The following is a 15,010-nucleotide window of genomic DNA, read 5'->3' on the forward strand; positions in this document are numbered from 1 at the left end:
GCGGACAGGTCCAGCATCCCGGTCACGTCGGCGACCCAGGCCCCGTCGCGTTCGTGCCCGTCGGAGTTGTAGGCCCGCGCCCACGCCTGAGCCGGGACGAGCGGCAGGGCCCTGTCGAGTGCGCCGTGGATGGGGAACCCCACCGAGTAGGCCAGGTTCCTCCTGGGTGCGGCGAGCCAGTGCACGAACTCCTGCGTGCCCCCGGCCGAGTCAGTGCGGACCATGACCTTCCGCCCCGACCGGAACCCGGCCGGCAGCTGCTTCAGCGCGTCCCCGGTGACCGTGATGTGGTCCGTCGCGGTGTTCGACCCGGCGTTGCCGGGGCGCAGCAGCACGGCGAGGGGCTCACCGGTGCCCGCACCGCCGTGGTCCACGAAGGCGCACAGCGGGTGGAAGCCATAGCCCTTCTTCCAGGTGGGACGGGCGTCTTCCTTGTCCGAGTGCGCCGTGATGAGGGTGGCGTCCAGGTCCACGATGAGCGGGTCCCCCGCGGTCGCACCGTGGATCGGGGACTGCTTCCCGGCCAGGGACCACACGTGGGCCCGGGCCGCGGCGCGGGCGGCGTTGATCGCACTCAGGGTCTTCGCCGGCGCCGCCGTGGACAGGGCTCGGACCAAGCGGCTCACGGTCGGATCCGATGCCACCGGCCCGAACACAGCCGGCTGGGCGCGGAGCCGGTCCACGTCGGCAAGGCAGTCCCCACCCATCGCCAGAGACAGGGCCAGATCGGTGACGATCTTGCCCGGATCATGCACGGCCAGCGGTTTCCGCCACGGTCCGAGCACGGCGGACAGCCCCGCACCGAGACCCGAGGCCTGGACAGTGCGGGTCAGCAGAAGCCCCCCAGCCTCGGACACGATCCCGGCACCTGCGCCATCGACGCGCACGGATGGGTACAGGGCGGTAGAGTTGCTCACCAGAAGGGTGCTCCCTGAATCTGTAGAAAATGTCGTGTGGTAACAACATCTTCCCAGTTCAGGAGCACCTTTCCCCGTTCAGACACCCCCTCGGACCCACCCTCATGAAAGGCCGAGGTTAGAAGGTCATCAAAGGCCTGAACAAATAGGCACTCGGTGTTTGGTGCGCCCGCAGTGGTGATAGGTATGCGTTCATGCCACTTCCCCCCACCGCGCCGCCATCGCTTCCATTTGCTCCATCACCAGCAGGATCGCCGTCGGCTCCTTGTCCGGCGGGTAGTCGTGCTTGGCCAGCAGCCGCTTGATCGACGAGCGTAGCTTCGCCCGGACGTCGTCGCGCACGGTCCAGTCCGTCCGCACGTCCCGGCGCATCACCGTGACCAGTTCTCGGGCGATGTCCGCCAGCACCCCCTCACCCTGCAGCTCCACCGCCGAATCGTTCTGAGAAACCGCATCGTAGAAGGCCAGCTCATCCGAGGCCAACGGGGGAGTGAACCGCTTGCCGCGGTCCGCCTCGCGCAGCGCTTCCCGGGCCAATTCCAGCATCTCGGCCATCACCTCCGCCGAGGAGAGCTGCTGGTTGGCGTACTTCGTCATCAGCTCGGTGATCCGCTCCGAGAACGCCCGCTGCCGGATGGTGTTGTTCCGGGTGGTCCGCGCGGTCTCCTCGGATATCAGCTTCCGCAGTGCCTCGATTGCCAGCGACGGGTTCCGGGCCGCCTGCGCCTTGGCCAGGAACTCTGGCGTCAGGTCCTCCAAGGACGGCTTCGGCAGCCCGGCGGCGGCGTAGATGTCGAGCACCTCACCGGTCGCCGTCGCGTCGTCGATCAGCCCGGCGAGCAGCCGCGCGATGTCGGCCGGCACCGGTTGGCCGCTGTCCTGCCGCTCCTGCGCGTCGAACTTGGCCATCCAGACCCGCATCTGCTCGTATGCCTTGATCTCCCCGAGCAGTGGCGCGAGCGTCTCCCGGCCGCAGGCCAGCGCCCACGCCCGGGACAGCTGCCCGGTGAATGCCCGGAACCGCGACATCAGGGTCTCCGAACCAGAGGAGGAGGAGGAAGTCTGGTTGCCAGGAGTCGACGGTGACCGCAGGTAGTTCACCGCCCCGAGGATCGCGTTGATGTACCCCCGCGGCCCACCCCGGGCCGCCTGAGACCGCCAGTCGTGCCCGGTCAGCAGCTCCCGGATCTGGCCGACCAACGAATGAGCCAGGGCCACCGCCTCGTCGACGTTGCGCCCCACCGGCCGGTTCGCCTGGTCGCTCTTCGTGTACTCCGCCAGCGCCTTGTTCAGGTTCTCCGCCAGCGGCGCGTACGCCACCAGCAGCCCGTCAGGCTTGCCGCGGAACGTCCGGTTCACCCGCGCGAGGGTCTGCATCAGCAGCGCGCCCTTGAGCGGCCGGTCCAGATACAGCGTGTGCAGCGGCGGGGCGTCGAACCCGGTGAGCATCATGTCCTTGACGATCACCAGCTGCAGCTCGTCGTCGGGATCCTTCAGCCGCCGCTTGATGGTCGCGTTCTCCGATTCCCGCCGCACGTGGTCGGAGACCGGCGGCTGGTCGGTCGCGTTGCCCGAATAGACCACCTTGATCACGCCGCGGTCCAGCTCGTCGGAGTGCCAGTCGGGCCGCAGCCTGACGATTTCCGCATACAGCCGCGCGCACACCTCCCGGGTGACGCCGACGACCATCGCCTTGCCCGGACCCTCGAGAAACGGCAGCATCGCCGTCCGCCGCGCCTCCCAGTGGGCCACCAGATCCGCGGCCAGGGCACTGACCCGCTCCGGCGCCCCGTACACGGCGGTCAGCACCGCGACGCTGGCCTCCATCCGGGACCGCTCGGTGGTGTCCAGCCCGAGCGTGGCCTCGTCGGCGGCGTCGTCGAGCGTCTCCTCCGTGACCCCCTCGGCGAGCCGGACCTTGATCAGCCGCGGCTCGAAAGAGACCGGCACGGTCGCGCCGTCCTGGACCGCGCGGGTGAGGTCGTAGACGTCGATGTAGTCGCCGAACACGGCCTGCGTGTTCCGCTCGTCGCAGGAGATCGGGGTGCCGGTGAACGCGATCAGGGTGGCGTTCGGCAGGGCCCGCTTCAGGTGCGCGGCGTATCCGTCGATGTCGTCGTAGTGGGAGCGGTGCGCCTCGTCGACGATAACGATGACGTTGCTCCGGTCGGTGAGCACGGGGTGCTCGAGCCCGGCGTCGCGCTCGGCCTGAGTGAGTCCGAACTTCTGCAGGGTGGTGAAGTAGATGCCGCCGGTGGTGCGGTTGTTCAGCTCGGCCCGCAGCTCGGCGCGGCGCTGCACCTGCCGGGGCTTCTCGGCCAGCAGCAGGCTGTGGTCGAAGGTCTCGAAGAGCTGCCCGTCGAGTTCGTTCCGGTCGGTCACGACGACGATGGTCGGGTTCTTCAGCTCGGGCCGGCGGGCGACGGCGTTGGCGTAGAGCTCCATCTCCATCGACTTCCCCGAGCCCTGGGTGTGCCAGACGATGCCGGCCTTGCCGTTGGTGCGCACCGCCCGCACGGTGCTCTCGACGGCGCGGGTGACGGCGAAGAACTGGTGCGGCTTGGCGATCCGCTTGACCAGCCCGTCCGCGCCCTCCGCGAAGGCGGTGAACCCGGTCAGCAGCTGCAGGAACCGGTCCTGGTCGTAGAGCCCGTCGAGGGCGGTGTCCAGCTGCGGAACCTCCCCGCGGCCGACGTCGACGGCGGACTCCACCCGGGCGCCGTCGTCGTCGACGTTCCAGGGAGAGAAGTGGTTCAGCGGGGTGAACGGGGTGCCGTAGCGGGCGGTGATCCCGTCGGTGGCGAGGGTGAAGACGCAGAACCGGAACGCCATGGGGAACTCGCGCAGGTAGGTGCGCAGCTGGGCGTGGGCCGCGTCGACGGTGGCGTAGAGGCTGCCGGCGTCCTTCAGTTCGATCACGCTGACCGGCATGCCGTTGCAGTAGAGCACGACGTCGAAGCGGCGTTGGTGGTCGCGGTCGCGGACGGTGACCTGGTTGACGGCGAGCCAGTCGTTGTCCTCGCGGCGGGCGCCGATCAGCCGGATGGTGGGGGTGACCTCGACGCCGTCGCTGTCCAGGTAGGTCAGCCGGTAGCCCTCGACCAGGTAGCGGTGGATGCGGTGGTTCTCGGTGATCGCGTCCTGCGACGTGGGGGTGGCGATCTCGGCGAGGGCCTGCTGCAGGTACGGCATCGGCACGGACGGGTTGAGCCTCCGCATGGCGTCCAGCAGCCGGGGCCGGATCAGGGGGTCGTCCCAGCGGTCGCGCTGGTCGGTGCCGGGGGCGATCGCCTCGCCGGTGAGCGGCTCCCAGCCGAGTTCGGCCAGGTGCTCGACGGCGTCGCTCTCCCACGCCGCCTCGTTGACGACGGGAAATGCGTGCAGACTCATGGTGTTCCCCCGGGTAGTGAGACCTGGTTCATACTGTAGCGGCGCCTCCCTCAGGGCCGCGGTCGGTAGGCGGGTTCATCGAGGTTCGATGGGTTGGCGTGCAGGGCCGGCCGTGCGCCTCGCAGCGAGCGCCGAGGTGGGAATTGTGCAACGCACCGTTGCACATGCGCTGGGCGTGTCGCCGTGAGGCCAATGTTGCAACCGCCCGTTGCAAGATTGCCGGGAAGAGCGGCCTGAGCAATGTTGCAAGCGACGCTTGCACGATTGGCAGGCCGATGCGCGGCACGGCCTCGCCGGTCCATTGCATATGTGCAATGACGCGGGCGGTATTGCGGATAAGCAACGGGCCGCCTGGATCATTCGGTGCCATCCGTGCCCGATGGACCGGACAGTTCGGCTTCGAGCTCGTCGATGCTCGGCAGGCTGGCGGCGAACTCGGTCGGCAACGACTCGGTGAGCGTGGTCGTCCACTCGGCCACACCGATCGGCGTCGCGTAGCCGCGCAGCGCGTACTCGGCGACGACGTTGTTCTTCGACGCGCACAGCAGCAGCCCGATCGTGGGCTGGTCGTCGTCGTGGGCGAGCAGGTCGTCGACGGCGGACATGTACATGCCGAGCTGGCCCAGGAATGCGGGGTCGAACCGTACGGCCTTGAGTTCGATGACCACGAAGCGGCGCAGCTTCAGGTGGTAGAACAGCAGGTCGGCGAAGAACTCGTCGTCGCCGACCACCAGCCGCACCTGCCGCCCGACGAAGGCGAATCCTTGCCCGAGTTCGAGCAGGAACTTCTCGACGTGCGCCACCAGCTGGCTCTCGAGTCCCCGTTCGTTGTGCCGGTCGGTGAGGTCGAGGAAGTCGAACAGGTAAGGATCCTTCGTGGACTGCTGCGCGAGGTCCGACTCCGACGGTGGCAGGGTCGCGGCGAAGTTGGTGATCGCCTTGCCGCTGCGCTCACGCAGGCGTGTCCGGATGTGGTGAGTGAGAACGTCGCGGGACCAGCCGTGCTCGACGGCGGCCGCGGCGTACCAGAGGCGAGCTTCGGTGTCGTCGAGCTTTTCGATCAGGGCGATCTGGTGGCGCCACGGCAATTGTGCAACGCTGCGTTGCACTATTGCGTCCGCATCCCAAGCCTGGGCGAACGCCCGCATGTACTTCAGGTTCCGGGCCGAAAAGCCCCGGGCGTCGGGGAACTGGTCACGAATGTCGGCGGCGAGCCGATCGATCACCCTGGTGCCCCAGCCCTCTTGGTCCTGACGGTTCAGGATCTCGCGCCCGATGGCCCAGTAGGTCGCCAGCACTTCCCGGTTGACCGCGGTGACAGCTCTGCGCTGTCCGGAGGAGACCCGCTGCACAACCGACGTGAGGAGTTCCGGGTACCAGGACGGCATGGCCGACCGAGCCGGCGTGCTCGGGAAGGACGCTGCCATCTCCGCGCTCGGCTCGGCCGCGCCGCCCTGGTTCTCGTTCATACGCCCGCTTCCTCCAGCACCTTCTCGGCCTCCTTGACGTGCAGCTTCCCCGACATGAGCTGGGGGAGGAGCGCGTCGCGTGTGGCGGCGAGAGTGGCGTTCTCGCGTTCCGCGGAGAGAGCGGCGTCCCACAACGCGTGCATAGCTTCGTCCTCCGCCCGGACGGTCTCGTCCGACGGGATGGTGACGAGTTCATCGAGATGGCGTCGCTGAATATGACCCATCGTGGTGGCTTTGTCGGCAGCGATGCCACGAAAATACTCCATCTGGGTATCGATAGCGGCCGCGACGAGCCAGAGTGGATACCCCTGGTCAGCCGCCACCTTGAAGATGTGCTGATTGACGATCGCTTGATCGCGATACCAGCGGTGAAGCGTGAGAGATCCGGACCAAGCGAAGAGAAGATCGCCAGGGTTGGCTTCGTGATCGGCCGCGACCTCAGCGTCGCTGAAAACGGTTGAACCTCCGATTCCGGAGTTCAGCTCGGCAATGCGGACCACGACGCGTCCCGTTCCGCTCGCTCCCTTGGTGAAGGCCCTACCGTTCACAAACCGTGCCAGACTCGACAGCGGTCGTGAGTCGGGCTTCTTCAGGGCTCCGTACCGAATCAGGCGGAGACGGTCCGCCGATTGGGTCAGCTTCACATTCGCGGCTATCTTGTCGTTGAGCGAGCCCAGCACTTCCGCGATGGCTCGCTGCTCGCTGATAGCCGGAAGGCTGATCTGAAGCGAGCGAATGTCAGCCAGGTTGATGTAGGCCGCCATGTCGGTGTTGTTCATGCGGTCGGCTGCTTGACGGAGGAAATCCTCACTCTGGAACCAGTAACGCAGAAACCCTGCGTCAATCGCTGCTTGGTCTCGTACACGGAAGAAGCACAGCTGCGGGCTGTAGACCGCCCGCTCGCTGGTCGCAGGCATCACGCCGACGCGACCGACTGACCCCTTGGTGGTGAGGACGATATCGCCAGCTGCGCCGACCTTCTCGCCGATGGCCGATACGAACTGCGCGGACACGAAGTCAGATCCATCCAAGCTGATGGATCCGTCTGCTACGTCGCCAGCCCGAATGATGCGGAAGCCGTCGTCCGCGTGCTCGCTGCGCTTCGTGCGGTAACCATCGTTGAAGTACAGGTGGCCGTCGCGCATTAAGGCGCCGAGAGTCGTCCTCAGCCCCGTCACGACACCCTCCCCAGCTGCTCCCGCACGACACGGGCCAACCGCTCCGACTCGTCGAACTGCGCATACAGCTCCGTCATCAACCGGGCGATCTTCTCCCCGATCGGCTCGCCGTCGTCGGCCACTTCTGCCGCACCGACGTACCGGCCCGGGGTCAGGGCGTAGTCGGCCGCCTTGATCTCCGCCAGCGAGGCCGAGTAGCAGAAGCCGGGCTCGTCGGAATAGACCGCACCGGCAGCCGAAGGCGACCCGCGCCAGGCGTGATACGTGCCCGCGATCCGGGCGATGTCGTCGTCGGACAGTGACCGCTCCGCCCGGTCCACCATGTGGCCCAGATTCCGGGCGTCGATGAACAGCACCTGACCGGTCCGGTCCACCGAGCCGCCCTCGCCCGCCGTCTTGTCCTTCGCGAAGAACCACACGCACACCGGGATGCCGGTGGAGCGGAAGAGCTGGGTCGGCAGCGCGACCATGCAGGAGACCACGTCGGCCTCCACCAGCTGCGCGCGGATCGCGCCCTCACCGCCGGAGTTGGACGACATGGACCCGTTTGCCATCACCACGCCGGCCGACCCGCCCGGCGCCAGCTTTGCCAGGATGTGCTGCATCCACGCGTAGTTCGCGTTCCCCGCGGGCGGCACCCCGTAGACCCACCGGGGGTCCGACTCGGACCGGGCCCAGTCCTTGATGTTGAACGGCGGGTTCGCCATCACGAAGTCGGCCTGCAGGTCCGGGTGCTGGTCCCGCGCGAACGTGTCGCCCCACCGCGAGGCCAGGTTCGCCGTCAGGCCGTGGATGGCGAGGTTCATTTTCGCCATCCGCCACGTGCGCTCGTTCAGTTCCTGACCGAACACGGAGATCGCCGTCCGGTCCGTCTCGTGCGCGTCCAGGAACTTCTCCGTCTGCACGAACATGCCGCCGGAGCCGCAGCACGGGTCGTACACCCGACCGCGGGTCGGCTCGAGCACCTCGACCAGCACGCGGACCACGCTGGCCGGCGTGTAGAACTCGCCGCCGCGCTTGCCCTCCGCGCGGGCGAACTTCTCCAGGAAGTACTCGTAGACCTCCCCGAGCAGGTCCCGCGCCCGGCTCCCGCCCTGGCCGGTGAACCGCGCCGAGTTGAACAGGTCGATCAGCTCACCCAGGCGCCGCTGGTCCACGTTGTCCCGGTTGAAGATCCGCGGCAGCGTCCCGGCCAGCGTCGGGTTCGAGCCCATGATGTGCTCCATCGCCCCGTCGACCAGCTCCCCGATCGACTGCGGCGGCTGTCCCTCCAGCGCCGGCCGACCCTTCGCGTTCTCCGCCAGATATCCCCAGCGCGCGGTCTCGGGCACCCAGAACACCCCGCGCCCGACGTACTCGTCGACGTCGTCCAGGAATCCCTCGACCCGCGCCTCGCTCACCCCGTCTGCGATCAGCTCGTCGCGAATCTGCCGCCGCCGCTCCTCGAACGCGTCCGAGACGTACTTGAGGAACACCAGCCCCAGGATCACGTCCTTGTACTGGGAGGCGTCCATGGAGCCGCGCAGCTTGTCCGCGGCCTTCCACAGGGTGTCCTTGAGCTCCTTGACGGTGGACGCATCTTTGACAGTTGCGTCCATGACGGCCTTGCGCGGCATTCAGTGCTTCCGTTCGCTGGGGGTGGATGGATTCAGGCTAATGCGTCCGACGGCGACGCCGGTGGCCAGGTCGTCGGCGAGGCGCTGCAGGTCGGCGGCGCGTTCCCGGGTGCGGCGTTGCAGCTCCTGCAGGCGGGTCAGCGCCGCGGCCAGGGCCGCCGACTCCGGCTCCGGGACCCGGGGCACCCGCCACTGCCGCCACCGTCGTTCCCCGGGTTCCTGGGCGTTGATGGCCGCGGCGAGCAGGTGGGCGCTCAGCCCGCCGGGGTCGGTGGCGTCGATCCGCAGGATCCGGGCGGGGAAGGCGACGACGGCGCCACCGTGGACGTCGACGACGGCGGCCGGACGGGGCGTAGCGGCGAAGACGACGTCGCCGGGCTCGGTTAGCCGCGCCGCCGGGTGGTCCCGGGTGAAGGCGAGCAGGTCGACGTGGCGGGTCTCCGGTGGCGGGGCACTCAGTTCCGGCGGGCCGAGCACCGGGGTGCCGGTGTCGCTCTCCGTCTCACCTTTCAATCTTGTCCCCGGTAGGCAGCGCAGGTGGCCGGCGTCGATGGCGGCGCCGATGCTCACCCGGGCCGGTACCGGTTCGTGTGCGACCGCGGTGGCGGTGATCCCCGACAGCCCGGGCAGGGGTGCGGCGACGGCGTTCAGTAGCGCCTCGAGGGCGACGGCGTGCTCGGCCGGCGATGCGGTGGTGGTGCGCCGGAGCGGTGTGGCGCCGTTCCTCGTGCCGCTTCCTGAGCCGTTGTCGGCGCCCGTTGCCGGGCCCTTCTCCTTCTCCGCACCTGTCACCACGCCGACCAGGGCGCCGTTGGAGGCGGTCAGCGTGCGGGTCGGCACCAGCCGGCCGAACCGGAAGGCGCGAGCGGCGAACTGGCCGCGGTCACCGTCGGCGCCGGCGAGGGTCGCGGTGATGTCGGAGACCAGATCGCCGACAACGACGTCGTCCAGGGTGCCGGCGGAGAGGTCGGCGACGAGGGTGTAGCGCTGGTCCGTCTCGGGGAGCGTGTCCGGCCACGACGACGCCGGCCCGAGCACCCAGAGGGCCTGGGCCTCCCGCGGCCGACCCGGCAGCAGCCCCGCCGGCAGCCGGATCACGCAGCGCACCCGGCCCGAGCGCAGGACGCCGGCGCGCAGGGTGGTCTCGGCGGCGTCCGGCCGGGCGTCGGTCAGGACGGCGGCGGGTCCGAGGATCAGGGCCCGGTCGGCGTCGGTCAGCTCGAGGGCGAGCGCGTCGACGGCCGCCAGCATGTCGGTGGCGGCGGTGGTGCTGGCGCTGGTGCTGGTGGACAGCTGCAGCAGGTGCAGGGCCGCCGTCGGTAACGGCTCACCGGTCCGGTACGACACCCAGGGCCGGCGCTGGGCGCACAGTCGACGGCGTGTGAGCCGCCCGGTGGCTGCGGTATCGGTGGTGGCGGTGGCTGCGGCACCGCCGGCGTTGGGCGTGCCGTCGGTGCTACTGGCGCTGGTGTCCTCGGTGGCGGCGGGACCGACGGCGCTGCCGACGCCGGTGTCCTCGCTCTCGTCGACCAGGCGCACGACCGGGTAGATCACCTCATCGAGCCGCTCCAGGACGGCGAGCAGCGCGTCGCTGCCGCCCGGTGAATGATCGACCAGCACCGGCTTCAGTTCGTGCGCGATCGGCCCGGTACGTGGATCACCGGTCGAGCCTGCTCTGAGTTGCCCGGCCGGCCCGGTGCTCAACTCGTCGGCATCCTCGCTCAGTCGAGCAGTCAGCTGAAGGGCCAGCTCCGCGGCCAGTGCGGCGAGCAGCCGATGCGCCACCGGAGTCAGCCGCGAGCCGCCGAGCAGCGAATGACCGAGCAAGGGGCCGCCGGTCAGCGAACCACCGGCCGATGAACCGCCGGCTGTCGAGCCGCCGACCAGTAGCTCGACGGCGTCGGCGGCGTTCCAGGCAGCATCCGCGGTCCGGTCGGCCAGATCGGTCCAGTAGTTCACACGATTGGCTGTGTCGCCGTCCGTGCCAGCGGCGGCACGACTAATTACGTCGGCAGGGGCACCACCGGCATCCTGCTCGCCGTCACCGGACGCGCCACCGCCGACACCGCCGTCGAGCGCGGCGATCTCCCGGTAGAGGCAGGCGTCGTCGGGGTCCTCGGCGTCGGCAGCGTCGAGCAGGTCGGCGCGGGTCAGGCCGGTCAGGGGAGTGCCGAGGGCGGCGCTGAGTGCGAGCAGGGCCGTCAGGGTGTCGGTGTGGCGGCGGCGGTCCTCGGCCGTGCCGAGCGGTCGGGCGTGCAGGACGGCCTCGATGGTGGCCGCCGGGTTGTTGCCGCGGCCGGTGGCGGACAGCCAGGCGACGACGTCGTCGAGGTCGAACCGCTCCTGCTGATCACCGTTCGAGGCCGGCAGCGGTGTCGGGAACGGGGTGGCGGTGCCGCGGCTGCGGGTCCGCCACACGGTCACGACCGGTCGCTTGACCCGGGTGAGCGCGGCGATGTCGGGCAGGGACAAGCACAGCCGCCCGTCCGTCGTCATCCCCGCCCTCCGCTCTTCGACCGGCCGACGCTCCCACCGGCTTGCTCTTCCACCGCCACCGTGCCCGGCCGCTGCCTCACCGGCAGGCTATCGGTCCCCGCCGACGAAATGCGCGATCCGCCGATAAGAGGGGTTATCGGGTCGATCCGGCCATTGAACACGCGCCGACTCCTAGCGTCTGACCTGCGACGCCGGATGACGGTGCCGCGGACGGCGGGGTCACGCGTCAGGGGGGATGGCCCCGCCGTCGTCGACCTCATCAGCACCCATCGCAGGAGTGAACCATGAACCGGAACCCGTGGACGTCCGGCCCGAACGACCCGGAGACGCCCGAGCCGGGCGCAATCGACCCCGCAACCCGCCATCTCGACCCGGCCGAGCTCCATCAGGACGCGGACGCGGCCACCGGACCCGACCTGGCTCACCCGGACTCGGCTGACCCCGAAGGCGTCGACCCGACGCCGACCGAGCCCGTCGCCACCCGGTCGCGCCGGCGTCCGTCGCGTGCCGTGTGGATCGCGAGTGCCGTGGCTGTCACCGCGCTGTTGAGCGGCGTCGTCGTCGGCGGCGCCATTGCCGACCCGACGACGTCGGAGGCGTACCAGAGCCTCACCCGGGACAAGCAGGCCGTCGAGGGGGAGCGCGACCAGCTGCGCACCGACTACGCGGCCGAGCAGGAGAAGTACACGGCCGAGCGCGAGAAGTACCTGGTCCTCGAGAACGGGATCTCGGGCCGGGAGACGGACGTCGCGGCCCGGGAGACCGCCGTGGCGAAGGCCGAGGGCACCGTCAAGGACGCCGAAGCGGCGGTCAAGAAACGCGAGGCCGCCGTCACCAAGACGGAGCAGACCAAGGCAGCCAACACCGTCTCGGACGGCACCTGGACGGTCGGGACCGACCTCGCGCCGGGCACGTACCGGACCACCGCGGCCGTGGGCAGCACCTGCTACTGGGGCATCTACGCCAGCGGGTCCAACGGCGGCGACATCATCGAGAACGACCTCCCGGGTGGGGGCCGCCCCGTCGTCACCCTCGCCGCCGGCCAGGACTTCAGCACCCAGCGCTGCGGGTCCTGGGAGAAGCAGTGAACGCCACCATCACCACCAGTCACAGCGCCAGCCACACCATCAGTCAGGAGATCACCATGTTCCGCACCACCCTGTCCCGCAGCTCGTTGCGCCGCATCGGCACCGTCACCACCGGGCTCGCCCTGGCCGGCAGCCTCGCGGCCTGCGGATCCAGCACGACGGCGGCGGACTCCGATTCCACGGCTGCAGCTTCCTCGGCAGTATCCTCTGCCGCACCGTCGTCCGCCGCTGCCGCCGATGCCACACCGGCCGGTCCCGTCGTCGGCAAGCCCTTCACCGCGGACATGGGCAAGGGGAACGTCGCCCGGATCACCATCGTGTCGGCGAAGTACAGCACGGGGTCGGTCGGCCAGTTCGCGCCCGCGCCGACCAAGGGCGGCTACCTCGTCCTCGACGTGCTCTGGGAGACGGAGAAGGGCACGACGACGTCGAACCCGCTCTACTTCGCGGCCAAGGACGCGCAAGGACGGAAGTCGGACACAATCCTCGGGGCGGACGGCCAGCTCGGATCCGGTGAAGTGCCGGCGGGGGACAAGACCCGCGGCGTGGTCGCCTTCGACATCGCGAAGGGCCCGACGACGGTCATCGTCACCGACCAGCTGCTACAGGAGGCGGCCCGGGTGCCGGTCAAGGTGTGAAGGCGTCCCTTACCGTTGGGCTTCCGGCCCCTTCATCGCTCGCATCATCGGGGGAACACCATGACCCAGTCACTGTCTACCAACGCGCAGTACGCGCCCGTCAGGGGGCCCGTGGCGCACGGCGCCGGCTCGCTCTACGAGTTCCGCGGGGGTGCCGGCACCTGGTTCGCCACCGAACTCGTCGGCGCACTGCTCATCGTCTTCACGCTCGGCTTCGGTTACCCGTACGCCATCGTCATGTCGGAGCGTTGGCGTGCCGAGAACACCTACCTGAACGGTCACCAACTCAAGTTCGTCGGCAGCGGTAGCGCCATGTTCGGTCTCTGGGTCAAGTGGTTCCTGCTGTGCCTGATCACGCTGGGGATCTACTCGTTCTGGGTGGCTCCGCGAATGATGAAGTGGCGCACCGAGAACACGGTGCTCGCCTGATCGGCTCAGCCGGCTGACGCTGTCGGAGGGCGCCGGACGTCGACCAAATCGTTGATCAACGCGAAGTCGGCGAGATTGTGGGTGAGTAGAGGCACGCGCTCGACGGCGGCCGTCGCGGCGATGGCGAGATCGATCTGGCGGCGCCGTGGCTGGCCGCCTCGTTGCCGTACCGCGGCGGCCAGTCGCCCCCACGTCCGCGCGATCTCAAGTGTGATCGGGATTGGTTCGAAGGCCGCTTCGACGGTGGCCAGTCGAACGGTGCGGCGGGCCCGCTCGTCGTCGTCGGTGGCTACCAGGACACCGAAGTGAAGCTCGGTGAGCGAGACGACGCTGATGGCGGCTTCGACGTCGACGGGCGCGTCGTTCGCGATGAGCACCGACGTGTCGAGGACGACTCTCATGACGTGAAGGGGTCCGCCAAACCGGCGTCGAGCTGGGTCAGGTCGGCCTCGAGGGTTTGAGGTGCGGGCTCCTGCCAGACCTTCGTCAGGGATGGACCACTGACCCAACGGCGCCGGGACGCCGGATGCAGCTCCGCTACCGGCCTGCCGGCGACGGTCACGGTCAACACCTCGCCGGACTCGACGCGGCGAAGCACCTCGCCCACGTGGTTGCGGAGTTCTTTCTGCGGGATCACGCCCATGCCCACCAAGGTAGCAGTTCTGCTACGGCGGTGGAATCAGGGCCCTTGGAGCCGCCGGAGATAATCTTCTACTCGGTGCCGACGCATGGCTCCACGCGGCTCCACAGCGGCGAATCCGGCCATCTTGTCCCTTACCTCGCGCCACTAGCCACTACGCACGTCGCGCGCGCCGACCGGGAAACCCGATCCGGTCCAGGTCGTTGGCGGCGATGACGGTTGCGTCCCCGGACCGCGCCCGGGCCTGCTCGGCCAGGGGAGCGACGTCGCCGTACCGGGCAGAGAAATGGGTCAGGACGAGGGTGCCCACACCGCCACGACGGGCCAGTTCGCCCGCCTGCCCGGCCGTGAGGTGCCGGTACCGCGCGGCCAGGTCGGCGTCGTCGTCGGCGAACGTCGCCTCAGCCACCAGCACGTCCGCGCCGTCGACCAGCTCCTCGGCCCCGGCGCACGGGGCGGTGTCCATGACGAAGGCGAACCTCTGTCCGGGTCGGGTCACGCTCACGTCGTCCAGCCGCACGCCGCCGAGCCGGCCCTCCCGCTGGAGCCGCCCGACGTCGGGCCCCTCGATGCCGGCCGCCTGCAGCCGCGCGGGCAGCATCGTGCGACCGTCGGGTTCGACCAGGCGGTAGCCGTAGGCCTCGATGCGGTGGTCCAGGGGCCGCACGTGCAGGCCCGGGGCGACCTCCCCGCCGTCGTCGTGCGGGTGCAACCGGAGGTCGACGCCGGGGGTCGCCAGGGCGACCAGCGCACGGACGACCACCTCGCCCGAGGCGGGAAAGTGCAGGTGAACGGGGTGCGGGACACGGTCGAGGGCCATCCGCGAGAGGACACCGGGCAGCCCGTAGCAATGGTCACCGTGCACGTGGGTCAGGCAGATGCGCGTGATCTGGGTGGCTGAGACGCCGGCGCCGATCATCTGCCGCTGGGTGCCCTCGCCGGGGTCGAACAGCAGACCGTCGCCGTCCCAGCGCAGTAGGTACCCGTTGTGGTTGCGGTCCCTCGTGGGCACCTGGGAGGCGGTGCCGAGGACGACGAGTTCACGCATGGGTCGAGTGTGCCACTGTCAGAGTTATCCACAGGCGACCCGATTCGACGAGTTCTGTGGGTGGTGGTTGGTGTAGTGGAGACATGAAGAAGAAGTCTTCG

At 69.3% G+C, this 15,010-nt stretch carries 12 protein-coding genes; 3 read left to right on the forward strand and 9 right to left on the reverse strand.

The annotated features are described in order from the left end of the window. The 6 genes from BKD30_RS12330 to BKD30_RS16340 all read right to left on the reverse strand — a co-directional run. On the reverse strand, positions 1-917 hold a 917-nt coding region (locus BKD30_RS12330), incomplete at its 3' end, for an IS1380 family transposase (protein ID WP_076705022.1). Between the two features lie 192 nt (positions 918-1,109). Beyond that, positions 1,110-4,307, reverse strand: coding sequence for a type I restriction endonuclease subunit R (locus tag BKD30_RS12335; protein ID WP_076705025.1), 3,198 nt, complete (start codon positions 4,305-4,307; stop codon positions 1,110-1,112). Positions 4,308-4,663: 356 nt separating this feature from the next. Continuing rightward, on the reverse strand, positions 4,664-5,776 hold the full coding sequence (locus BKD30_RS12340) for a PDDEXK nuclease domain-containing protein (RefSeq protein WP_143588189.1): 1,113 nt from the start codon (positions 5,774-5,776) through the stop codon (positions 4,664-4,666). After that, positions 5,773-6,954, reverse strand: a complete 1,182-nt coding sequence (locus tag BKD30_RS12345) for a restriction endonuclease subunit S (RefSeq protein ID WP_143588190.1) — start codon at positions 6,952-6,954, stop codon at positions 5,773-5,775. The genes BKD30_RS12340 and BKD30_RS12345 overlap by 4 nt, the downstream gene beginning before the upstream one ends. Then, positions 6,951-8,552, reverse strand: coding sequence for a class I SAM-dependent DNA methyltransferase (locus BKD30_RS12350; protein WP_218189303.1), 1,602 nt, complete (start codon positions 8,550-8,552; stop codon positions 6,951-6,953). The genes BKD30_RS12345 and BKD30_RS12350 overlap by 4 nt, the downstream gene beginning before the upstream one ends. An 18-nt stretch (positions 8,553-8,570) precedes the next feature. Next, entirely contained in the window at positions 8,571-11,066 is a 2,496-nt protein-coding gene (locus BKD30_RS16340; protein WP_076705031.1) for a hypothetical protein, read from the reverse strand. A gap of 284 nt (positions 11,067-11,350) precedes the next feature. Here BKD30_RS16340 and BKD30_RS12360 point away from each other — a divergent pair, with 284 nt between their 5' ends. The 3 genes from BKD30_RS12360 to BKD30_RS12370 are packed head-to-tail and all read left to right on the forward strand — an operon-like array spanning position 11,351 to position 13,221. Further along, positions 11,351-12,154 carry a hypothetical protein gene (locus tag BKD30_RS12360; RefSeq protein ID WP_076705033.1) on the forward strand — a complete coding sequence of 268 codons (804 nt, stop codon included), beginning with the start codon at positions 11,351-11,353 and terminating at the stop codon, positions 12,152-12,154. After that, positions 12,151-12,792: a DUF4352 domain-containing protein gene (locus BKD30_RS16345; protein ID WP_076705036.1), complete on the forward strand. Its 642-nt coding sequence runs from the start codon at positions 12,151-12,153 to the stop codon at positions 12,790-12,792. The genes BKD30_RS12360 and BKD30_RS16345 overlap by 4 nt, the downstream gene beginning before the upstream one ends. Positions 12,793-12,852: 60 nt before the next feature. Continuing rightward, positions 12,853-13,221, forward strand: coding sequence for a DUF898 family protein (locus tag BKD30_RS12370; protein WP_083956440.1), 369 nt, complete (start codon positions 12,853-12,855; stop codon positions 13,219-13,221). A 5-nt stretch (positions 13,222-13,226) separates the two neighbouring features. Here BKD30_RS12370 and BKD30_RS12375 read toward each other — a convergent pair whose 3' ends face one another. From BKD30_RS12375 to BKD30_RS12385, 3 genes are all read right to left on the reverse strand, one after another. Beyond that, positions 13,227-13,622 carry a PIN domain-containing protein gene (locus BKD30_RS12375; RefSeq protein ID WP_076705040.1) on the reverse strand — a complete coding sequence of 132 codons (396 nt, stop codon included), beginning with the start codon at positions 13,620-13,622 and terminating at the stop codon, positions 13,227-13,229. After that, a complete protein-coding gene (locus BKD30_RS12380) occupies positions 13,619-13,864 on the reverse strand; it encodes a type II toxin-antitoxin system Phd/YefM family antitoxin (protein ID WP_076705133.1) in 246 nt (81 codons plus the stop codon). Before BKD30_RS12380 ends, BKD30_RS12375 begins: the two co-directional genes overlap by 4 nt. A gap of 151 nt (positions 13,865-14,015) precedes the next feature. Continuing rightward, entirely contained in the window at positions 14,016-14,909 is an 894-nt protein-coding gene (locus tag BKD30_RS12385) for a ribonuclease Z (RefSeq protein ID WP_076705042.1), read from the reverse strand. Positions 14,910-15,010 lie beyond the last annotated feature (101 nt).

This window comes from Tersicoccus phoenicis, assembly GCF_001968835.1.
GTDB lineage: Bacteria > Actinomycetota > Actinomycetes > Actinomycetales > Micrococcaceae > Tersicoccus > Tersicoccus phoenicis.